The sequence below is a fragment of the Janthinobacterium sp. PSPC3-1 genome (assembly GCF_049896105.1).
Classification (GTDB): domain Bacteria; phylum Pseudomonadota; class Gammaproteobacteria; order Burkholderiales; family Burkholderiaceae_D; genus Janthinobacterium.
In genome coordinates this window covers 57,518-77,953 of sequence record NZ_JAFCTQ010000027.1, presented here as the reverse complement: position 1 = coordinate 77,953, position 20,436 = coordinate 57,518, and the positions used below count along the sequence as shown (strand labels likewise).

General features: G+C 57.5%; 20 protein-coding genes. 7 read left to right on the top strand and 13 right to left on the bottom strand.

Translation table 11 applies throughout. The annotated features are described in order from the left end of the window. The 9 genes from ACP7B7_RS23290 to ACP7B7_RS23250 all read right to left on the bottom strand — a co-directional run. Nucleotides 1–375 (bottom strand): hypothetical protein (locus ACP7B7_RS23290; RefSeq protein ID WP_426078274.1); only part of this gene is annotated, 375 nt, incomplete at its 3' end. Beyond that, a complete protein-coding gene (locus ACP7B7_RS23285) occupies nt 375–914 on the bottom strand; it encodes a helix-turn-helix domain-containing protein (RefSeq protein WP_426078273.1) in 540 nt (179 codons plus the stop codon). The genes ACP7B7_RS23290 and ACP7B7_RS23285, both read right to left, overlap by 1 nt. Nucleotides 915–1,628: 714 nt before the next feature. Further along, entirely contained in the window at nt 1,629–2,174 is a 546-nt protein-coding gene (locus tag ACP7B7_RS23280; protein WP_426078272.1) for a plasmid fertility inhibition factor family protein, read from the bottom strand. Then, entirely contained in the window at nt 2,171–2,593 is a 423-nt protein-coding gene (locus tag ACP7B7_RS23275) for a hypothetical protein (RefSeq protein ID WP_426078271.1), read from the bottom strand. Before ACP7B7_RS23275 ends, ACP7B7_RS23280 begins: the two co-directional genes overlap by 4 nt. A gap of 6 nt (nt 2,594–2,599) precedes the next feature. Then, on the bottom strand, nt 2,600–2,950 hold the full coding sequence (locus tag ACP7B7_RS23270; protein WP_426078270.1) for a hypothetical protein: 351 nt from the start codon (nt 2,948–2,950) through the stop codon (nt 2,600–2,602). 37 nt (nt 2,951–2,987) lie between these two features. Then, entirely contained in the window at nt 2,988–4,805 is a 1,818-nt protein-coding gene (locus ACP7B7_RS23265; RefSeq protein WP_426078269.1) for a DUF4209 domain-containing protein, read from the bottom strand. Between the two features lie 86 nt (nt 4,806–4,891). After that, entirely contained in the window at nt 4,892–5,716 is an 825-nt protein-coding gene (locus ACP7B7_RS23260; RefSeq protein WP_426078268.1) for a GIY-YIG nuclease family protein, read from the bottom strand. A gap of 45 nt (nt 5,717–5,761) precedes the next feature. After that, a complete protein-coding gene (locus ACP7B7_RS23255; protein ID WP_426078267.1) occupies nt 5,762–6,778 on the bottom strand; it encodes an aldehyde dehydrogenase family protein in 1,017 nt (338 codons plus the stop codon). A 52-nt stretch (nt 6,779–6,830) separates the two neighbouring features. After that, a complete protein-coding gene (locus ACP7B7_RS23250; RefSeq protein WP_426078266.1) occupies nt 6,831–7,052 on the bottom strand; it encodes a hypothetical protein in 222 nt (73 codons plus the stop codon). Between the two features lie 171 nt (nt 7,053–7,223). Here ACP7B7_RS23250 and ACP7B7_RS23245 point away from each other — a divergent pair, with 171 nt between their 5' ends. From ACP7B7_RS23245 to ACP7B7_RS23220, 6 genes are all read left to right on the top strand, one after another. Next, nucleotides 7,224–7,706 (top strand): hypothetical protein, encoded by a 483-nt coding sequence (locus tag ACP7B7_RS23245; RefSeq protein ID WP_426078265.1) that lies wholly within the window; start codon nt 7,224–7,226, stop codon nt 7,704–7,706. An 80-nt stretch (nt 7,707–7,786) separates the two neighbouring features. Beyond that, nucleotides 7,787–8,041, top strand: coding sequence for a hypothetical protein (locus tag ACP7B7_RS23240; RefSeq protein WP_426078264.1), 255 nt, complete (start codon nt 7,787–7,789; stop codon nt 8,039–8,041). A gap of 67 nt (nt 8,042–8,108) precedes the next feature. Next, nucleotides 8,109–8,306 (top strand): hypothetical protein, encoded by a 198-nt coding sequence (locus ACP7B7_RS23235; RefSeq protein WP_426078263.1) that lies wholly within the window; start codon nt 8,109–8,111, stop codon nt 8,304–8,306. Between the two features lie 284 nt (nt 8,307–8,590). After that, on the top strand, nt 8,591–8,887 hold the full coding sequence (locus ACP7B7_RS23230) for a hypothetical protein (RefSeq protein WP_426078262.1): 297 nt from the start codon (nt 8,591–8,593) through the stop codon (nt 8,885–8,887). Nucleotides 8,888–9,183: 296 nt separating this feature from the next. Continuing rightward, nucleotides 9,184–9,735 (top strand): hypothetical protein, encoded by a 552-nt coding sequence (locus ACP7B7_RS23225; protein ID WP_426078261.1) that lies wholly within the window; start codon nt 9,184–9,186, stop codon nt 9,733–9,735. Beyond that, nucleotides 9,732–10,055, top strand: a complete 324-nt coding sequence (locus ACP7B7_RS23220) for a hypothetical protein (RefSeq protein ID WP_426078260.1) — start codon at nt 9,732–9,734, stop codon at nt 10,053–10,055. The genes ACP7B7_RS23225 and ACP7B7_RS23220 overlap by 4 nt, the downstream gene beginning before the upstream one ends. A gap of 136 nt (nt 10,056–10,191) precedes the next feature. On the opposite strand, the gene ACP7B7_RS23215 is transcribed toward ACP7B7_RS23220, so the two are convergent. After that, the gene (locus tag ACP7B7_RS23215; RefSeq protein ID WP_426078259.1) at nt 10,192–10,557 is read right to left on the bottom strand and encodes a hypothetical protein; all 366 of its coding nucleotides are present in this window, start codon (nt 10,555–10,557) and stop codon (nt 10,192–10,194) included. Between the two features lie 50 nt (nt 10,558–10,607). Further along, entirely contained in the window at nt 10,608–15,875 is a 5,268-nt protein-coding gene (locus ACP7B7_RS23210) for a hypothetical protein (protein ID WP_426078258.1), read from the bottom strand. Nucleotides 15,876–16,338: 463 nt separating this feature from the next. Between ACP7B7_RS23210 and ACP7B7_RS23205 the strand changes: the two genes are divergently transcribed. Further along, entirely contained in the window at nt 16,339–16,683 is a 345-nt protein-coding gene (locus tag ACP7B7_RS23205) for a hypothetical protein (RefSeq protein WP_426078257.1), read from the top strand. A gap of 2,167 nt (nt 16,684–18,850) precedes the next feature. On the opposite strand, the gene ACP7B7_RS23200 is transcribed toward ACP7B7_RS23205, so the two are convergent. Together ACP7B7_RS23200 and ACP7B7_RS23195 are read right to left on the bottom strand one after the other, a co-directional pair. Further along, the gene (locus tag ACP7B7_RS23200) at nt 18,851–19,225 is read right to left on the bottom strand and encodes a hypothetical protein (protein ID WP_426078256.1); all 375 of its coding nucleotides are present in this window, start codon (nt 19,223–19,225) and stop codon (nt 18,851–18,853) included. 105 nt (nt 19,226–19,330) lie between these two features. Then, nucleotides 19,331–20,407 carry a hypothetical protein gene (locus tag ACP7B7_RS23195; protein WP_426078255.1) on the bottom strand — a complete coding sequence of 359 codons (1,077 nt, stop codon included), beginning with the start codon at nt 20,405–20,407 and terminating at the stop codon, nt 19,331–19,333. Nucleotides 20,408–20,436: the final 29 nt, after the last annotated feature.

Sequence of the window (20,436 nt, the reverse complement as noted above, 5' to 3'; positions counted from 1 at the left end):
CTGCCGCCCACCGTCTACGAACGGAAAATGGCAGCACGTGAACCTATCGTTGTGTCCGAAATTACTTGACCACCACAGCCCACAAAGAAGCTCCGGCAAGCTCAGTGAATATCCGTAGCGGGTCGCGTCGAACTTGCGACCGTGACCGCCCGTGTCACGCCAGTACATCGGGTCATCCATCACGAAATCCGCTTTTTCGGTGACAACATGGCAATCGAACACTACACGGACCGTGGCTCTGAATTCTGGCCACGCGCCCCGCGCTTCCTTCAACACCGCCATATCGAACGACCGGAGGTGTGTAAAAGAGTAAGTCGTGCCGTCAATTTTCCTGTCGTCCCAAAGCACCCATTCATTCTCGTTTCGCCAATGCATCACTCTTCGTCGCCTGTCTTCTTCTTGGAGCGCTCCACCAGATTAACGCGACGAACCGACAAGCCGCCCCGCTTCGCCACCTTCCTGGCCTGCTCAATGGCCTGCTCCTTGACCTCGCTGAATTCCGGCTCCAACTTTTTCAACTTCCTCACAAGCCCGTCCAGGTGGTAGATATTGCTCTGCTGCCCTCTGTGGCCAGCAAATCGTTCCTCTCGCGTGATGAACCTCGCCGTCTCCAGTTCTGTCAGGTAGCGTTGAATCTGGCGGGGGCTGAGGTTCATACGTTCCGCCAGCGTCGCTTTGTTGGGAAAGGGCATTTGCGCCTTTTTCCACCAGTAATCGACTAGATGCAATAACAACGCAAGCTGAACCGCGCTGAGGCCCAGCCGCGCCTGAGCGCGAAAGATCAGGGAAGGAATCTGTGAGTAACCGAGGTCCATTACAGCGGCCCCCCATTTCTTCTCTGCCTCTCGCTCGGTCTTCGGCTCGATCTTGCGGCGCAGCGGCACTACCTTGGCAGTGTTGGTTTTCGTGTTCATTGGATCACCTTGCATTCGTTGGCGTTGACGGCATTACCGCGTTGTCTATGTTCATTACAATACGGACATTGCGGTCGTATCGCAAGGTTCTGGGCATGACAGCTATGTCCAGGGCGGGGAGACGCCTTTGACTCGGCGGGCTAGACGCCAATGTCTTACCGTAAACACGACAAGCGAGCAAAACATGATAAGCGGCACATAAGGACATAAGCCCCCGCGTCCTCGATGTCTAGGGGGGGTATGTATATAATCCGGACGCCAGACTTGGCCACGATGCGCGCCGTGCGCTCCTGGAATTCCCCTTCGGCCCTTTCACAGTCAATACATCACAAAATTGGTGTGCGGCATGCGCAGGGCCGTTTCCCTCTCCAGACGAGCAGTCTGGAGCATCTGCAGCTTGTCGCCCCTAGTCTTAGATGATGGCGCGGCCAGCCAAGGAATACGCCACGTCACCATTCCTGTGGAACAGATCTTTGATCTGTGTGCCGCGATAAAACACTGTGTTGGGGTCCGTACCGGCGCCGGCCAGTGCAATCGATCCGGCTACCGGCATGTCTTGCCTAGGTGTTGCTGCCCCCGTCGTCCGCAGTTCGGCCACCCTGCGCTATCGTCCACGCTCTGGCAGCTGCCGGGCACGTCGGCGCCTCCCTCTTGGCGTGACGGCCTGCCTCAGGAGCCAGATCCCCTCCCCTGCCGCTGATCGTACAAGTGGTTTCACCCCATTTGTTGCTTGAACAATGTACCGACGGCGACCGGTTGGCCGCCTTCCACACCGGCCAGCGCCTGCAGCCGTGCCGCGTCGGGCATCGGGCATTTGACCGGCATGACCTTTACGCAATGAGTCAGCAGCCAGATGGTGCGGGTGACCCCGTCGGTGAACGAGAGGACTGGACGGTCGGTTGTATCGTCGCACCCCATTACACTCTCCAACGGCCAATGCCGCAGCTCGCAGCTGACGGTGGCCAGCGGCACTGGGTTGACGCGACCCTGCGCGAAATGCTGATGTGGCCAATGGAACTTGCGGTCCTGCGGCCAAGTCGCGGGGCTTTGGTGCGCCACCTCCGGGTGGCTGCTGCCCGGTTGGCGCCACAGCTGCAGGAACCGATCGGGATCGACCTCCACGATTGCCCAGGCATCGCCATCACCTGCTGGAGCCTCCTCGTACATGTAAGCCGTGTCGCTGCCGATCCGCACGGCGAACAGCGCGCCCTGGAAGTGGTGAACAGGGTAAACACCAGCGAAGGTACGCAGCGCAGTCATGGCGAACAACTATAGCCGGCGCTGGCTGGCCGCGTGTCGCCGCACGCCAGTTTCGAGGCGGACGGACTGCAGTTCCGGTCCGCCGGCTGGCCGGTGATGAGCTGCTCCGCGGAGGCTGGCGCGTGATCGCTGGCGGCGATGGCACGGAACTTACCGGATTCGCACCAGAATGCCACTCTGACGCCTTGCTGAGCGGCGAACAGCTGCTGAGCCTGAGCACAGTTCTGGCGGTTGTACGCCGCCCCGTCAAGGGCATCGAAGGTGGCGACGTGCAGACGCAGGGCCGCATCAGTCACGCTGTTGCGATATAGGGTATAGATCGCGACATCTGGAACTGCCCGGGCCCACACGGCCTGCATCACGACCGCGGCCAGGATAAGCATGCCGAGACGGAATAAACTGAAAGCGTTCATCGTCATACGCTGTCAGCAGGGATCGGTGTGTTTGCGCGCCAGCGGCACGAGGAACACCAGGCGGCCGTCCGCCTCGTAGGTCGCCGGCTCCTGTTGATACTCTCGCCCTTCGGTGTTCCTGTCCTCGCAGCCCCGGTAGATGCGCCAAGAGGTTTGAAACTCGATGTCCACCTGGGTGGGGCGGTCCTCGTCGAATTTCACGTTTGTCACCCTGACCTCGCTGATTTCCGCGCGGTCGTCGGCGTGCTCGTCCAGTAGCGCGTGCGCGACTTCATACAAACGTCTCCCGCCGTTCTCCTGCAGGACCTGCTGAAGCTGGTCCTCATCCAGGCCCTGACCGACTGAAACCGACAGCTCACGCATTGTCTGCTCCTAGCAGAATGAAAAGACAATTATGCACTCAAACAAACGGTTGGTCTGGCGGGGTGGCAGCGTCCATCGCAGCGGCGCAAGTCTCCGACACCAACTGTAGAATCAACCACCATGCGTATAAAGCAAGGGCGGATTCACACGCTTCCTCGTCCGCCAACCCATGCGCTACATCGTTGCGCAGATTGGGTCCGGCGCGGTCGCACATGACAGCATGAATTACCAGCGTCAGCCCATCGCCAAACTCCTCGGCCAATTGGGGCCGTTCGACCAGGCGGCCCAGCGCAACTTCCATATCAAGGCCTTTGTCGTGCTGCGCGGTGAAAGCTCCAGCGCCCTGCAGCACCTGGCGTACAACGTGCTCGAACTGCGGCATCAAGATGTGCATGGCCTGCACCATGTCGCCGCAGTAGCCAGCATACAGGCCTTGTCCAAGTATACGGACGCGGTCTGACGGTACTACCGGGGATCGCTCCGCGATCGCGATGAAATCACCCAACCGAAAGTCATGCTCAAAGCGTAGCTGGTCGCGTGCGGGCAGCAGCTCGGCCAATGCGACCTTGTTCGCATGCTCCAAAAACATGGCGCGCGCTCGCGCGTCGACCTGCGCCTGCCAACCATTGTCGGGGCCAATGTGCTCCACCTGTCGCCCATCGCCGGCCACAACGTGCATTCCCATCATGGTGCTCAATGGTGTAGCCTTCAAAGCAGCTTCGGCCGCAGCCTTTAATGCCCCAACGTCTGGAGGACTATCTAGCCCACAAAATGCCAGCAGGGCCTCAAGGGCGGGCCGTCCTTTAACGTGGTCGACCGCAGCCTGAATTCGACCGCCTACGTCTCGCGGCCCTCGTATCACCACCATTTCGCCCAGCATAGCGTGGCCAGCGTCTTCCCGCCGGCGCCGCAACGCCTCAATCGCGCCCTCGGTTCCCAGCTGGGCGCGGAAACGGGCCGGCACGCGCCGGTATGCCTCGATTGCCTTACTGAGCCAATGGTGCTCCACGATGGCGCCGTCGGCCTGTCCGGCCTGCATCGTGATCGCTTCGGCTGCCAAGCAAAGCATGAGCGCTTGCCGATCACGGTCACGTGCCCATTCGTACCATTCGGCAGCAGCCTCGAAATGAGACTGGGCCTCAAATGCATGCGTGAGGGCCATCCGTTGCCGACCGATCGCCTCCAGCCGCTCGGCGACCGCTTGTGCACGCCCGCCGCTGCGGCGTTCCACACGCAGAGCATGCAGATAATGCAAGGCCTGATAGCCGTCTTCGTCACCAGCAGCCGCAAAAAAAGCATCCAACAGGGCCGTTTCGATGGCGCGCGCTTCGTCCTCCGCGTGGATCTGCTTGGCAAGCTGCATCGCGCGATGCCAGCCGGCTTTCGATTCCCCCCGCCAAGCATCGCTAGACAACAAAAGTCTGCGATAGGCCTGGATCGCCATCAAGGGAAACGCATGTCCCCGTGACCGATCCAACAGCCAGACCAAGTCGGCAAGCCGTGCCCTCAGCGGCGCGCTGTCGAGGGTGCCGGTCAATTGCGCGAGTGCGTCAATCGCGTCCTTGGGAATATGGCCCAAGGTCATGCTGCTGCCTCCGTCGCTGAACTCGAACATCGGTCTGTAGATGTGTGCCGGCTCTTCCGGGACGAGACGCATTGAGCAGATCCCGGCGAGCAATTCAAGCGCGCGTGAGGCGGCGGCGCTCTTTGCACCTTCCTTTGCTTTCCAGAAAACCTTGTTGAGCGCGTGACAGTCGGCTTCAGCGTGAGCGCCCAGAATCTTGGACACCTCGGCGGCCACGAATTCGGCGAAGGTGAATGGTAGCGGAGCTGGCGTCGCGGAGGAATCAGTCATGGCTGGATCGGAATATGGTGCGTAGGCCGGGTCGGACTTTCGCGCGCGAAAGTCCGCTACCGGGAATCCCTGGCTGCAGCGGAACGCTACGCAGCTCGGTGCAGCGCTGTCAACGTGGCCATCAAGGAAATTCCAGACCGGGATTTCCACGAGGCGACAGGACGATCGAACAGTTTCAGTATAGATTCTGGACCGTCCAGCGTCACATCAACGGACTCGTGAAAGGTGTGGATACGTCCCGCGTCGTCGTGGGCAACGCCATTCAGGTTCGCCTGGCTCACTTTTGCCTGGTCAAGGCCAAATATCCGGCTCCCCGCCAGGATCGTCACCGCGGGGGTTGGAGAACCATTAAGAATCTTCAGTTGGGACGTCACTTTATTTGGAAAAGAATAGCTGAAAGTACCATCCATGTTGGGTTCAAACACGTCAATACCAGCCAGGCGCAGCACCGGCTGGACCCCAGCAAGAAAGGACTCAAGGCGTGCCTGGTCTTCCTGGCCCAAGTACTCCTCCCGACCAACATTCCTGTTATCGAGTTCGTAGCGGTTCGCGTGTTTCGCCCACTTGATGAACTGTCGTTCGATGTTTACTGTGTACGCAACATTCATCCAGTCGCCAGCTGAGCTGAACACCATGACGGCTGTCCAGAATACCTTCTTGCCATCATGCTGTCCGAGTCGCTGTCCTATCGTGCCAGATTGCCCTACATAGAGTTGGTTTCCATGAGTTGCCCGGTCGAAATGATCCGCATAGAGCATATAGACACCCGCTTGCTGCAGCTGCGCGGAGGACGCGATCCACTTACAACACGTTGCGTAGGACATCCGCAAGACCTGACCGTCCCAGCCGTCAGCGGTGATCTTAGTGACTCCAGGATAACCAGTTTCTGCAATAGAGATAGCTTTTATCATGTTTTCCCAGATGAAAATGAGGAGCTTACGCCATCATAAGCCGTCTCAAGGGTATAACCCACATGAAGGCTTGAGTGATGAAAAAAAAATAGCACTATCACGGAAGGAGGCCAACTTACCGCCCCTCTTCCACTGTCCGCGCGTTACGCGGCCAGCGGCACCTGCTCCACCGCCAGCGACACGGTCATGCGCAGTCCATCGTTCGAGAACTCCGCGTGGATGCAGGGCCAGCTTCTTGAGTCCGTTGGCCAGCTCGTCGACAAACGCGGTGCTGGCCGGATCGTCGATCAGGAAGATCAAACCAGGGCTGGTGCAGAACTGCCCGGTGCCGGCGCCGATCGATGCGGCCAGCGTCTGCGCCAGCTCGGCGCCACGGGTGGCGAGTATGCCAGGCAGTGCCACCACCGGATTGATGGAACCGAGTTCGCCGTAAAACGGAATCGGACGCGGACGCGCACTGGCTTGCGCCTGCAGCGCGGCGCCACCCCGGGTGGAACCGGTAAATGCGCCCGCCGCGATGGCCGGGTGGTGGATCAGCCGCATGCCCACTTCGCCGCCGGCGCCCTGCACCATGCCGATCAGGCCGGAAGGCAGACCCAGGTTGTTCAGTACCCGCTGCGCCAGCGCATGCACGCGGGCCGACAACAGCAGGTGGGCGGAATGCGCCTTGACCAAGACCGGGCAGCCGGCGGCCAGCGCCGATGCCGTATCGTCACCCAACACGCTGAAGGCAAACGGGAAATTACTGGCCGAGAACATGGCCACCGGTCCCAACGGCACCAGGGTGCGCACCATGGCCGGATGGCCGCCTGGCGGTGGACCCGCGACGGCCGGATCGTCGACATGGGCGAACGGCACGCCCGCTTCTGCCAGGTCGGCAAAGCGCCGCAGCTGGAATGCGGTGCGATCGAGTTCGCCATTCAGGCGCACCGGACCCAGCGCGGTTTCCGCGTCGGCGATGGCGACCAGATCGGTGCGCTCGGCTTCCAGCGCCTCCGCCAGACCAATACAACCAGCGACTGCATATTTGTCGCCGCGAAGCGTCACGCCGAGGGTTTGCATTCACGACATCAGAAACTATACTCGAGATAGCGCGATGGACTTTTCCGACAACCTAGCCGACCGCCTTGCTTACAGCTTGGTCAGGGCGTAAGATCAGGCCAATTAATACAATTTTTAGCCGAAAATGGGGATATTTCAAAGCGGCGAAAGTAGTATTTGGACGGTTTTTCAGTTGCGCCACCTGTTCAAATTGGCGACGATTCGAGATGACAACTAGGTGCGCGACACCACCTTGATAATGACCAATCTTGACATGCAGGAGCATTAAATTCACGCTCACCAATCCCAGTTCGGGTTCCGGCGAGAGAAAAACAATCGTTGTTGGACCGCTTTTAAGGCGGTCTTAGATTCAAGGAAAATGCCAGCGGCATCGATGCCAGCCACGAGCTGGCATCGTCATTGAGAGCTCAGGCGAGGTGCTTGGCCAACGAGGAATAAACCAATAATGAATGAGCCTTCGCACTATATCCGACAGCCTGCCACTTTGTCTGGAAACGCTCGACTGTATCGGGCGATTGTGAGCTTGCCACAGCACATGGCAAGCGGGGCATTCGAAGAGCGTATCGTGTTCTTTGAATCGAAATCTGATCAATGTGTTGGCCTTTATCTCGAAGGCCTTCTAGAAACGGTCTGGTGCGTCGATACGAAGGGTTGGTGTGAAGACGGTTGCATCTACAACATCAACTCGGCTCGTGAGTTGCACGAGTCTTCGCTTAACGATGAAGGCAAGCCAAGCGATTTAATGTTGTTTGAGACTGGCGCGGGTGGGAACGGGATTGAGGCGATCGGACCAAACCGGACGCACTATGCTCAAGCCGACATGGTCGATATGTTCGTCACTCCACGCGTGGCCCGGCGACTGCGTGACGCTTTAGATGCAATCGAACTGGCACGTGCTGACGAACCTCGTCGCCGGAAAGCCGAATGACGAGTTACACCAAGGAAAAATCCGGGTATCTAAGGCACCCCGTGTCGGCCGTCGTTCTATACATAGAAAGTGAAAATTGAATGTTGAATTACTCGACCCTTACAAGCACCACAGAACGCAAGCTACGCGAGTGCGCAGATCAAGCTTCGACGATGGTTGAAGAAGTTGAATTTCGTCAGCGCTTGGATATGGGTCACGGCATTTGGCAGCTCTGGTTAGAGCTGGCGGGTCAGGTCGATAAAGCAGCAGCGAGGCGCGACGTGGACAGGCTCTATGCGTTGATCGAACCTGAAAGCATTTCAGGATTGCGCGCTATCAGTGCCGGAAAAAAGTAGGGGGAAGATGCGCCTTGGTGGCGTCCGTTGCCGACTATCAGGCGGTATAGCCTAGAGAAGAAAAGACATGGGTGAGTGGTCAGAGTATTTCGAAGATTTCCCTGAAGAGAATCAAGCCAACTACGTTGGGGATAGATTTGATCCTGCGAGCGCCACGGCGCAGCGGGAGGAACAACAAAAAGCTGCACTAAAATTGAGGAACGAGCAGCAACAACTTGATACCGAGATTGCAGCCATCGTTAAGAAGCATAAACCGGTAGCGTAAGTACGGAAAATAGCCAAATGGAAATTAAATCGATGTCACGCAGGCCGAGTTAGATCAAATGGGCGTGACCAAGGAAACCCTCCCCGACCGCATCATCGAACAGCTCGATGCTGCGGTTTTACCTGCCGGCCGCAAGTCGGCCCAGTGGTGCGGCTATTGGGTCACCGTCACTGTTAAAGATTGATCGGGAAAGATTATTGCAGGTGGTATCGTCTCGAAACTGCAGCTGCTGGAGAAATTTTGACATACTAATTCCACTGCTGTCACTGTCTAAAGGAAAAATTATGGACACAACTTTCGATTTTGAAGAGTGGCTTGATGCCGCAGATCCGTGTGATTCTGCAAACGTAGCGGGACTGGTCGAGGCTGTTGAGGGAGAATGTGAATTCTCGGGCTTCAAAGCCGAGAGAGCTGCAAATGGCATGTTAATCGTTTCCGCCGATAGCACCGACTTGAAGCTGATACTAAGTACGAAGAAGGCCGAGGAAGGCTTCATTGGCTATATTCATGTCCGCAATGTCGAGCCAGGAATGAGCGCTGAAATTCAGGCTGCCGTAGATCATTTAAACGAGCGAGACTAATGGTAAAAATGCCGTGTCAGATGTCACCTCCCACTTAATTGTATTTGATGAGTGGTGGCGCCTTGTCCTGAAGCTCTGGAAGAACTTGGGCCGCACGAAGTCGATTCGCGCGGTGCAGTTGGAAGCACTGCACGGACAAGGCATGTCGCCCCTGCATGCAGACGAAGCCCTGGCACATCAAGCAAATAAAGAGTTACAAGACTCAGGGTAGGAAATCGTCCAGCAGCACTCACGGCCCGTAATACGGGCCTGGCTCAATGAGAAGGTCAGCACGGTGCTAGCCAACGAGGAAATAAATGTCGAACGGTGATTTAAATCTCGCTCTAGCGAGCTCTCTAGGTGGCAATACACCGCTCGCCAAGGTCAAAACCGAGGTCTCAGTGAGCTTTCTGATCGAGATCCACAACTTGGCTCCGATAGGAAGCGAGATCAGGACGCGGGTGGTAAATGCCATCACTCAAGCTGCGCAGCGCAATCCCAAGGCACACTGGGCACGAGGCTTGATGCAGAAAGACGCAGGGGACCTGGTCTTTGATGAAGCACGCTACCAACATGCTGTCTACCAAGGCAAGCAAGACACCTTTGCGCTGTCGGCTCAACAGGCCTTCGATGAATTGCAACGCACGCTTGAGTTGATAACGCACTTCCAGCAAAAGGAGCAAATTGCGATCGACCAGGAAGCGGTAAGGACAGCAACCGGACAACCGCTGGTCGACCTCACCGCGCCCACGCGCCCGGCAGTGTTGCTCAAGGCTGCGGCGGCAAGCTTGCCGGCTTTCATAGAGCGCATGGCCGGCGGCATGGATATTACTGTTGGCGACACGCCAAGAATGCTGACACAAGAATGAGCAAAGTATCGCTCCTCACGGGGCAAATGGGGAAAACCGCCATGATGAATATCGGCATGAAAAACAAAATTTATGGCCGCAAGGTCGGATCGTCAGACGACATGGTGATGCTGTGCGAAAGCGATGGTGGCTCAAACTCCAACAGCGCAAAACGCGCCGACCCTGGTGTGGTCGCGGAGTTCGTGATCGCCAACGCGCGTCGTTTTGTAAAAGCGCTACGCGAAAGAAACGTCGAAGGATACATCGTGTTCGAGGGAGACCTGACGCATTACACCTTCACCCCAGAAGCGGACTTCGTGTATCCCGCTTCCGTTCACTAAGGAAGATTTATGCGCTACTGTGGACGCTGCAAACGTGATACCGAGCATTATCTGTTCAACGGCCAACTCACTTGCAAGCTATGCACTTGGAAGCGTAACAACTGATCAAGGAACATAGCGTGACGCTCGGCTGAGATTAAACGAGTGGCAGCAAGCAATATGTTGAGAGAAATCGACAATGGTTGATGCCTGTTTCGTTAATCGCAGTTACCACCATGATTGATATCATCTTGCGCCAATCGACTGGAGGTGTTCCGCCGAGCAGGCTTCTCATGGGATGCATGACGATTGGCGGGGTGCAGTGGGAATCGGATCGTGCCAGGCCAAGACACTTTCTGCTCGGCGAGTCCAGGGAGCGTTCCTTGGCGCCGGTTTGGTTTTGCTGATTTGCTATTTTTAGTGAAAAAAAATCCATGACCATCGATCCCATGAGGTTGAGATCGTTTGTCGCTATGGATGCGGTCAGCATATTCCACGGGCATGGGCTGGTGGCCTCGAACATAAGGCCACAAGGAATCCCCGGCCCGAGCACATAGAGCCTGCTCTTGACCGTTATCGCAGCTGTTTAATACGCTCCTGCAGAGCCAGGGCGGCTGGGTCGTTCAGTGCAGCAAGCGCGGCAGCGATATCGACGAGGGCCTGCCGCGCCGGCAAGTTTTGCGACAGGACGAGCGCATCGGAGCTTAGCGCCTTCGCCATCAATTCCACTAAGGCGGGAACCGTTCCTTCGCGATACCATCGTCCCGGAAGTTCGCGTTGTTTCATCATGGCAGCGAGCCAGAGGAGGCCGTCCAGCCGAAGCGGAGCGCCGAATTTCGTTGTCAAAAAGTGGCAGAAGCGGATAACGCAGTCTTCGTCGTGGGCGAGGTGCGCGCCAGCCCAACATTGGTAAAGTTCATGCATACGCTCAGCCGCACCTGGACTGAGCCGCGCGAGCGCCTCCTCGTTCCCGAAGCCAAGCAGGTCGCAAAGTAAGCGCTCGCCGTGGAACCAGACGCCAGGTTGACGCCAATCAGCTGCGAGCCCGTATTCTGCAATACCCCGCCAAACGCGCTCGAATGCCTCGGGATTGTCACCTTTTCCGAGGCGCAGGAACAGCCCGTGAATGAAGTGCTGCAGCGCGTAGTGTGCGGCCGGTCCATGGGTGAGGACAGGCTCCCAAATCGCGCGCTCGTGCCCTGCGGGCGCCACGATGGCCAGCGCTCCGAGTTTCAAGAGGACGTCGTATCCAATGTTTTGGCTCGGCAAGTCGTATTCACCGTGATCCCTCTCGCAGGCTTTCGCACGCGTAACATCGTAATTCCATATGCGAAGGGCGAGACGCTTGTCAAGGTTGTGGTCGCCAGAGCCTCCGCCCTCAATGAGCCAGCTAAACAAGACCTCAAGCACTCGGCTGTCCAGGCATCCACCCCCACCGCGCTTTGGCTCGTCTTCCCACGCATGGACATCGGCATGATAGAGGCGCATCCGGCGCCGAAAGCTCAACCGATCACGGCCCGTAACCACACGCGTGAAATCGAGGTCATCCGGCGTCGCTCGCGGTCCACGCAACTGAAAGCGCCGCAGGCGTGCGAGCCATCCCGTCCAGGCGCGCTCCGAGGCATCGCCATCACCGTGTCGCGGCGCCAGCAGGATAAGTCCCGACCAGAACAGCCCGGCATGCAGCAGGCGCCACCACGCGGTACCAAGTTGCTCTCGATGGCAGTAGGCCGCGCTGATCACCTCACTGGTCGCTCGCGTATCGCCACTCGTCAGCAGGCGCAAGACCGCCCTCTCCCACTCATCCACCTCGTCACCACCGGCAAGCCACAAGTGCATGACCGCGTAGGAGACGAACTTCAACTCGTCCCTCAGGCTACCGATGCGCCAATCACGAATTTGCTCGACGGTCGATGCGATCGCCGCGACTTGCGCACGCACTACTTCGAGCGCATGTTTCTGTGCCGCTGGGTTCTGAGCGAGCCAAGCGCCACTTAAAACGACCAGCGTGGCAGCCACAGCTAAACGGCAATTCGATTTCGCCTCCTCATCGTTGCCATCCTTCCCGATGTCGCACTCCTGCAGGAGGGTGAACAGGGACGTGGCATCGTCCTCCGTGAGCTGATGGCCATCTTGAAGACGCTGCTCGCATCGGTTCGGTACAAGAAAGTATGCGAGAGCGGGCTCTGTATCGGCCCGCCATGCCTGCACCTCGATTATCAGTTCGATAGGATAGACCAAGCGCCTGACGTGCATGCCAGTCGCCGGGTCGATTTCAGTTGGATAGTTGGCCTGGTCCAGCGCGGCAAGCAGCAGCTTGTACTCCAACGCCTGCTTCGGGTCTTCAGGCAGACTCCAGGTTGGGAGCAGCGCTTGAAGGCGCTGCGCAACAATGTCGTCGGTCAGTAGTCGCTCGACAACGACATCAAGGAACTTCCGCTTGCGATGGGGAGCTAAGGTCCAATCACGAAAAAGATCAAACATCGCCTGCCCGCCTTGGAGCGACTCCCATCCCATGAAGTTGGAGCCCACTTTTTTCGCGCGATGGCTATCCCAAAAGAACATGTTAGGAAACGTTATCAGAGCCCCGAGCGGGCCGACCAGCAGCGACGGCTGATATTTGGCGATGTTGACCAGCACGCTGATCAGCGCTGCGGAGTGCCCCTCACCCAGTATCGTCTCAATTTCGGCGGTGATGTCCTCGCCTGCGTCCAGCCGTAGCGTCAGCCAGCGCTCCAGCGCGTCGAGAGCGCAGAACAGGCTTCCGTTACTCCCCGGGGCATTGGACTGCACCCAGTCAAATACCTGCCCCCCGCCGGAGAATATCTGCTCCGCCCCGTCCTCAAATTGTAGCGTCACCACAGGCGCCTCTCCGGTTCTCCCCTTCATCGCCTCGGCAACCCAGCGCCCCGTGCAGAAGTTCACAAGCGCGATCAGCGAGGTGAGTGCCATGTTCGGCGCCAGCTGGAAAAATTGAAAAAAAGGACTCTTCCAGAAGATCGTCGGGTACGCCTCCTGAAGGTATTGGAGGCCCAGATCCCTTTCGTAGCCTGCCGACCCATAGTCTTGCTCGGGCTGATCTTCGATAACAAGCGCGAGCAGGACTTCGGCCGCCAACGCGGGCTGTGTACGCATCAGGAAGCCGATGCCCTGCCCTTTGAGGCAGGCGGTGCGAAAGTCTCCATCAACCTTTCTACTAGCCCCCAGCGGCCAAGGCGGCAGTCGTTTGCTGAATGCGCCGAAAGCGCGCGGCACTGCCGTCCTTCTGCCGTGCCGTCCTCTGTACGCGCTATCGGTTGCCAGACGCGCGGCGTGCGCCTGCGCCTCCCGCTCTCGCACCTCGGCGATGCGCCGTCTGACTTCAGCGTCGATTTCTCGCCGTCCTGCGAGTTCGAGCGCCCAGTTCCCTACCTCGGCCGGCAAGTCCGCCGCGCCAGCCAATGGCGCGGAATACAGCAACGGCTCACGCACATGATAAAACGTGTTGTGACCTTTTTCGACCTGCACGTTGCGTGCCATGGCGAGCGCCATCTCCGCCATCTCCAGGCGGAAAGGCATCCGGTGGCCGCTATCGAGCAGGCGTGACGTCTTGGTCAGCCACGTCTCCATGACCTTCGCGAGCGCGGGCGATACCAGCACGGCTAGCCGCTCCCGCTGCCCAATGAGAAAACGTAGGACCGGCGGCCACCGGCCAACAATAATCGAGCGGTGGTGGGCCTCCATATACAAGCCGAGCGAATCCGGGGCTGTTTCTCCGCGAATCGGCAGCGTGGCAATATGATGAAAGCGCATCAACAGCCGCGTGAGGTGTTTCGCACCCTCGTCGAGCAGGAGATCGACACGGTCGGTCAGCAAGCGTTCGGCATCAGGGTCCAGGCAAAGCGCATCAAGAAGGAGATTGCCGGCCAGCTCGTTCTTTGCGGCTTCAGTGGCTTCAAAGGCGAGGTCCCAGGCCGTGCCTGTCCCATCCGTCTGTCGCAGCAGGAACTGGCCCAGCATCCGGAGCGCGTTCGTCCAGAGCGGATTGCCGACCAGGGTGGCCCACTGCGCCGTATCTGATCCAATTTGCTTGAGGAATTGGAAACGTGACCAATCCGCTGCGAGATCGTGCTCGAACTCGATGCAATTGGTACGTTCGTTCAAGCGCAGCGGCAGCGTATCGGGTCGTTGCGTGAATGTAGCCGTGTCCGCCGGCGCCAAGGCGGTCAGCGCGAAACTGCGTTCGAACGACGCTTCTCGTTCGGAGAGGCGCATCATCAAGGCCTGCACGTCGGCGCGCTCGTTGGTCCAATGCTTCCAGAGACGGTCAGCGATGGCGGTATGCGATGTCAACCCGCCGGCGCTCAATCTGAGCGCGGAACCCGCCTTAACGACCCATGCCAGTGTCCTCAGGTTCGTCAGCGCGGCAATGGTGTCGTCGTGCCCAGACAACCAACCCAAGCCAGGCAACGATCGAAGCAACAACTTGACAGCGTCGCTCTTGAGCGTTTCCACTTCGACGCGATGCAACGCCCTGCTGCCGACGAACATCTGTTCGTCCTCAACCCAGCTGTGCGTCTGCGTCACGATGACCACCCTCCACACCCAGTCGACGCCGTCACCCTCGTCCGGCAGGATGGCTTGAAGCAGCTTGCGGATGACGCCAAACTCGCCGGCGGCAATATGTTCCGCGGCGTCAATGACCAGTATGTTATGCGGCTTGACTGTTGCGTTAAGCACAAGCCCGAGCTCGTGCCTCAGAGGAATCGCGCTGCGTCGAGCCGCACTCAGGGCTATCTTAAGGTCCTCCGGACCAAACCACACCTGCTGCCACGCAGGGCATGCCCTGTCCAATACCGACTTGACAAGCGCCGACTTGCCGGCGCCTGATTCCCCAAACACGACGGTGACGGGGTTGTTGGTGAGTGCCGCCTGTAGCGATGCATGTTCCGCCGCACGGGGAATCGCATCGCCCGAGGGCAGTTCCGTTTCTATCCGCGCCTTATAGTCTGCGGTGAGGTCGGAGAGCGCGGTCCAATCGCGTTCAAAGTCGGGGTGATGGCGAAGGCCAAACTGGCCCCGCAGGCGCCTTACCAGCTCCTGAACAGTGACGGTTCCGGTACGTAGCCGCACCTCTGTCGCGACGCTGACGAGCGCCATCCAGAGAGCATGCGCGTCGACATCGAGACCGGACACGAGCAAGCGACGGCATTGCGCGATGGCTTGCGTCTTGTCATCGGAATGAGCTAATTGCAGGTCGGTCGGCAGCACGTGCAGACGGCGAATGACTTCGATGGTCTCCTCGTCCGACGCGCCTGCGGGTCGCTGGACGCTATCGAAAACGATTGATTGCCGATTGTTACCGCGGATACGGCTCATCGCCAGCGCGGTATCCGAGCCGCTGCAGGCGTATTTCACCTCGCGCCATGTAGGGTCGAATACAGGATGCGTGCCGAGCGTGACCAGGGCCAGCCCGTCGGTCGCTAAGTTGAACGGTCCGGCCGCATCCCGCCACTGCTGCCAGACGCGTGTCACAAAATCGGCGGGCAGGCCCGCCGCGGAGACCTGCAGATTGCCCTTTGCCGAGATCGCGAGCCGCCACGGCGCGGCGCCTGGCATGGCCGTCAGCAGCAAGTCGTCTACGTGCCACCCAGAACTGGAGACTTGAGCCTGAAGCTGCGTGGCCACACAGTCGATGCCTGGTGCCCGTTCACCTGACAGTGCCTTTACCAGCTGCCAGGCGCTGATCAAGTCTTCGAATTCGAAGCCGGCGCCGCTCGTCGAGCGCAACGTGGCCGGTGCGGGTTTCACGCTTTCGGCGTCAGGAGATTTGCGCTTCGGGCTGCTCTTCGAGGGGGCCATTTTAGTCCAATACAGGGCACTATTTATGATCGCCGTGTTTGTCGGCGACGGTGGCAGCAGGGCTATTCAGAGCTTGGCCAAACTAAACCCGACTAGCTGACGCAGCATATCATTCTTGCAAACAATTAGGCTTAGGCGAAATAAGGATTTTTCCGGTTTGTCAGCTGCCCTAATTTGATGACTTTTCTATCCAGAATTTCGTTCGATTTCTCTGCACAGCATGAAGATTTACTCCATCCACGCCAACGTGGCAACCGTCAGATGATCGCACCGTTATATCAGCTCCTGGCGGCAGCTGGCGTACCCACGGCCGTTGTCGGCTGACGTTGAACGTTGCTTTGACAAAATTGGCCTCGGCGGAATGCTCAGGCTCTCGCTCAAGGAACATGGCCCCCGTGGATGTGGATTTTGTCTCATCGGAGCAGCTTAAGCCTGTGTTCGAGGTTCGCGGATATTTTTACCTATGGAAGTAGAGGATGAAATCGTGTTCTATCGTAATGTGTTGGAAATCGTTTGGCGCCATCACCCGCTGCCGAGAATATCTGCAACGGCATTACCGGACGCGATTGTAATCAAGATGAATCCAGGATCTTCTCGTCCACTGAAAGGCGAACCAGAGCAATTGCAGCGGCATCAGATGCCATTGTCGGCGCTGAGGCTGCTAGCAACACGGCCTGATAATACGCAATATCAGATCATGCGTATTATGTTTTTTTTGCCGCTGGAATGTGGTTCGGACACCCAATTTCTCGACAGGGCAGCTAGTAGCAAGGCCATCATGGCCCGGTTTGATCCGCTTGAAAAGTAGCTTAGCTACGCCCAACATTCTCTCTTTGAAGAATCGAGAAGCAGTGAACTGTCGCGTTCCATGGAGCGCAAGGTATCGGCTCCAGTCGTCGCTGCGTGGGGTACGGATATAGAATTGGATCCCTTGATTCAACAGTGCACGAGTGTCCTCGCTGCTTACCGTTCTCCTATCGGACTCGAATCGGGGCAAGACGCTGGCTATTTTCTGCATCCTCTGCCACGTTAGCAGAGGGATAGGGAGTTGTGGGTCAATCGAATGGTTGCCATACTGCGCCAACACGACCGATAACTCTGCGCGAATGATACGGATTCAGAAATGGTGCACTTGATCAAAGTCGCTGAGGATTGCCTCTGCAGTGCCCGACATGCCCCGTCACCATGAGCCCTCTCGGCCTTTTAGGAGGGAAAGCACTTTTTTTGTTCGAAATGGAAAGCTCGATCAGCTTACAAATAAATGAAACACGGCTAGACCATCATCGGACAGGGCTACCGGAAATCAGTTAAAAATTTTAATTCATTTAAAATCAATGACTTACATTTTTACATTGTTGACCGAAGCGTTTTTCGGATGACATGAGGTTGCCTTGGGATTTTTGTCGACTCCACATCTCTTCCATTGTATTTTGGGGATTCCACCGGTCAAGGCTTCGCTGTTGCTACGCAGTTCGAGTGGGTGCCGGGCTGCGAAACGATGTGATTACTATGCGATGAGCGCTCAACTTGCAGTCGACGTCAACATGTCAGCTGCGCAGCGCTGCCCTACCGTCAAAGCCGCTGAATGATCTATTTCAAGCTGGTCGTATAGGCGATAGCATGGTCGTCGCGCCAGGATTGGACAGACTTGTCAGTGGCCTGATCGGGGTGCAGCATGTCCTTCAGTCCAACTTGATGTCAGTCCTGATGCGAACAGGCGAGGCATGGTCGTAGTGGTGCGAGCAAACGCTGGGGGCCGGATATGACAAGCCTCAGTCACTGTCACAAGCGTATCCCATGCGAATATCGATCAGTGGAACGTCGTCGTCGCATGGCCAGCCGGGGCGATGTTTCCCCATACTGTAATCGGCTATGTAGCTGCCTCCGAATGCCCTGCCCGCTCGAAAAAACAGATATCGCAAAGCTCACTTTCGACCAGGAGAGGGGATACCGGAAAGGTCAGGTCCGCACAGTTCTCCTGCCTTAAATGCGCCAGAAGGAATAACCAAGCCAGTGATATCGCTCGACTATCCCGGCCGTAGACATGGCCTTGCACGGCGACGAATCAGGTGAATAGACGGTCGCGGTATAGCGTCATCTCCACTCGCGTGGATGCCAAGGTAACCCGCCGCAAGGCGTATGGCTAAGGATGAGGCTAACGCAAGCTACCAGATGCGGGGCTTGTGCCCCCTGCCCTGTCGAACCACGTGCCCGCATCGCAAAGAAATGACTGATTTATTAGACCAGTCAGTGCAACCGGATAGTGGCATCGCATTATTAATGCTGGACTATTCGACCATACGGTTGTGCAATTTGGCGGCAGAGGTTTGAGTTGCCAAGCGTCGCGCTGCCGACCTGCTGTCGACGCCGATCGGGTTGGCTTGCCCCAATATGAAAGATTGTTCCTTGACGCGTCGGGGTAACTAAAATCGATGGCCCGGCCTGCCCCCGATCGCCGCTTTCGGGAAATCAAGAGTCCGGTTCGGTCCAGTTTATCCTGGTAGAAACGCTGGTCAGCCCGCACATCGCGGGCGGCCCAGCCACTGGTGCTGGCTAATCTGGCCACGTCAGTAGCGTGACGATGCCCGCATAGACCACTTTGCTCTTTAGCCGCCCGTTCCGCATAAGGCGCGCGAAGTCGCGCCCTAAACGCCGCAAACCCAGTTCGAACGCAGTTGCGCATCACCAATCTCTTGGCGTTCTGCCGCGGTGCACACAAAATGCAGGCGCTGCTCACTCACCAGGCCAACCGGTCTCCCACGCGACGCGCCGATCGCGTCGAAGTTGCGGTGCGGCCACTGGTTCAGATGCAACCTGGGCCCGATAAAGAGCCGGTGAAATTGATCACGTTGACGCACGATGTCGATCCCAGGCCGTCCGGCCGCGTCGCGCCGGCAGTGCGCGATGAAGCTACACTCAGACCATTCGGCCTGCAGTAGAGATATCGGCTTTTTGTACGAGCCGACAACCAGCAATTACAGTGGGCCAGGAGAGGCAAGGGGAGGGCATTGGGTTGTGGGCCCCAGTTGGAAATTGATGCCTTTGCCGATAGCTGCGGGAAGCCAGCGAGCGTAGCGCAGGCGAAATTCCTCTGGTAGTTCGGCCCCAACCGCACCTTGAACGTTCAGATGTGCTCCTGTGAGCCGCGCCGTCATCAATACCAGTCCCCCTGGCGCGGTAATGGTCCCCGTGACCGATGGAGCGTTGCCGTCATCATTTGATGTTAGCAACCTCTCAATGGCATGGATTTGGCGATATGTTTCAGGCACGAGCGGCAATGCCTTCAAATACGCCGCTACTTCTGTGAGTCGTGCTTCGAGTTCTTTTACTCGTGCGGATTGGTCTGCCATAAAACCTTCCCTGTGAAATGTCTGGGTATCCCCACAAAGAAAAAGGGGAGGGCGCGCTGCAGCTTGCAAGCAAGCACTTTGCCGTTATTTATGCGACGACAGCGATTACATCGATACCACTCTTCCTATGAACTGCCGCTCAACGACCGCCGTTGCCAACACAATGCGGCCTGACTCGACGGCTTTTACCCAGCCAGCCAGATCGTTCAGCGGTGCCCAGCTCGATGGGTTGACTTTATCAAATATTTGCACAAATGAGGACCGGTCATCAAAGACATACAATTTGTCCTGGTCACGGGTGGTGAACGCGGTGTTTTTGAAACGTTCTTTGAAGCTCTCACTCTTGGCTTTGAAGATTGCAGCTTCCTGACGCTGGATACTAAGGCGGCGTGTGGCCGCAGCGGCAACAGCAAAACATGTCGGACCAGCGATAAGCTTACTTAAATAACAATATAAATGACCACCAGTCAAATGGCCGATGTACTGAGTTGTCATTAATACAATATCGGATAACAGCTTGCCTGCCGTTTTGGCCATCTTCATTAATTTAAAAATACCCGCTTTCGATAGCCCGTTCGAAGTCATCCATGCAAGTTCAGCAGGAAGGCCGTTCCGAAGTCGCGAAGTCGGTTGATTCTTTGTGCAAGTTGGTTCAGTTAACGTATGGCCGGCTGACAGATTGTCATACGGCTCGTTGTGGATAAGATCGGTTATTGCATGGTTTTTGCGCACGTCAGTGGCGCTTGTAAGGCCGGTTTGTGGTGAGTTAACGGCTTCCGGAGCGGTGTGCGCGTCTGAAAAGCCGAGGAGGGCGGCAGCCTTGCCGGTTAAGCGAATTCTGGCGACCGCAAACCGGCCATTACGGCTCTTGCGCTCCTGCGGCAGTACCTCGATCAATGCGTGCTCCTCGAGCTTCTGCAAGTGCCTGAAAATCGTCCGCTCGGACGCTCCGATGCGCCTTGCGATATTCGCCTTGTGCGCAAATATCGTTGAGAACGGCTCTTTCTGGGAGACATAGCGACACAATTCGGCAAGGGTATCCTTGACGCTGCGACTGAGCCCGCACAGGTGTTTGGCGGTATCAAAGGCGCGCAGGATCCGATTGGGCAAATTTTTGCGTGCGGGTGCGGTAATCTCAATTGAAGGGACGTGTTTAGTCCCAACCTGGTCATGATCGTTCATGAAGGCTCCAAAGTGGCAAAAAAGGCGAA

Excerpts from the sequence above, each read along its gene's own strand:
- ACP7B7_RS23285 (WP_426078273.1), bottom strand. The coding sequence starts at position 914 with ATGAACACGAAAACCAACACTGCCAAGGTAGTGCCGCTGCGCCGCAAG.
- ACP7B7_RS23280 (WP_426078272.1), bottom strand. The coding sequence starts at position 2,174 with ATGACTGCGCTGCGTACCTTCGCTGGTGTTTACCCTGTTCACCACTTC.
- ACP7B7_RS23275 (WP_426078271.1), bottom strand. The coding sequence starts at position 2,593 with ATGACGATGAACGCTTTCAGTTTATTCCGTCTCGGCATGCTTATCCTG.
- ACP7B7_RS23270 (WP_426078270.1), bottom strand. The coding sequence starts at position 2,950 with ATGCGTGAGCTGTCGGTTTCAGTCGGTCAGGGCCTGGATGAGGACCAG.
- ACP7B7_RS23265 (WP_426078269.1), bottom strand. The coding sequence starts at position 4,805 with ATGACTGATTCCTCCGCGACGCCAGCTCCGCTACCATTCACCTTCGCC.
- ACP7B7_RS23260 (WP_426078268.1), bottom strand. The coding sequence starts at position 5,716 with ATGATAAAAGCTATCTCTATTGCAGAAACTGGTTATCCTGGAGTCACT.
- ACP7B7_RS23255 (WP_426078267.1), bottom strand. The coding sequence starts at position 6,778 with ATGCAAACCCTCGGCGTGACGCTTCGCGGCGACAAATATGCAGTCGCT.
- ACP7B7_RS23245 (WP_426078265.1), top strand. The coding sequence starts at position 7,224 with ATGAATGAGCCTTCGCACTATATCCGACAGCCTGCCACTTTGTCTGGA.
- ACP7B7_RS23240 (WP_426078264.1), top strand. The coding sequence starts at position 7,787 with ATGTTGAATTACTCGACCCTTACAAGCACCACAGAACGCAAGCTACGC.
- ACP7B7_RS23235 (WP_426078263.1), top strand. The coding sequence starts at position 8,109 with ATGGGTGAGTGGTCAGAGTATTTCGAAGATTTCCCTGAAGAGAATCAA.
- ACP7B7_RS23230 (WP_426078262.1), top strand. The coding sequence starts at position 8,591 with ATGGACACAACTTTCGATTTTGAAGAGTGGCTTGATGCCGCAGATCCG.
- ACP7B7_RS23225 (WP_426078261.1), top strand. The coding sequence starts at position 9,184 with ATGTCGAACGGTGATTTAAATCTCGCTCTAGCGAGCTCTCTAGGTGGC.
- ACP7B7_RS23220 (WP_426078260.1), top strand. The coding sequence starts at position 9,732 with ATGAGCAAAGTATCGCTCCTCACGGGGCAAATGGGGAAAACCGCCATG.
- ACP7B7_RS23215 (WP_426078259.1), bottom strand. The coding sequence starts at position 10,557 with ATGTTCGAGGCCACCAGCCCATGCCCGTGGAATATGCTGACCGCATCC.
- ACP7B7_RS23210 (WP_426078258.1), bottom strand. The coding sequence starts at position 15,875 with ATGGCCCCCTCGAAGAGCAGCCCGAAGCGCAAATCTCCTGACGCCGAA.
- ACP7B7_RS23205 (WP_426078257.1), top strand. The coding sequence starts at position 16,339 with ATGGAAGTAGAGGATGAAATCGTGTTCTATCGTAATGTGTTGGAAATC.
- ACP7B7_RS23200 (WP_426078256.1), bottom strand. The coding sequence starts at position 19,225 with ATGGCAGACCAATCCGCACGAGTAAAAGAACTCGAAGCACGACTCACA.
- ACP7B7_RS23195 (WP_426078255.1), bottom strand. The coding sequence starts at position 20,407 with ATGAACGATCATGACCAGGTTGGGACTAAACACGTCCCTTCAATTGAG.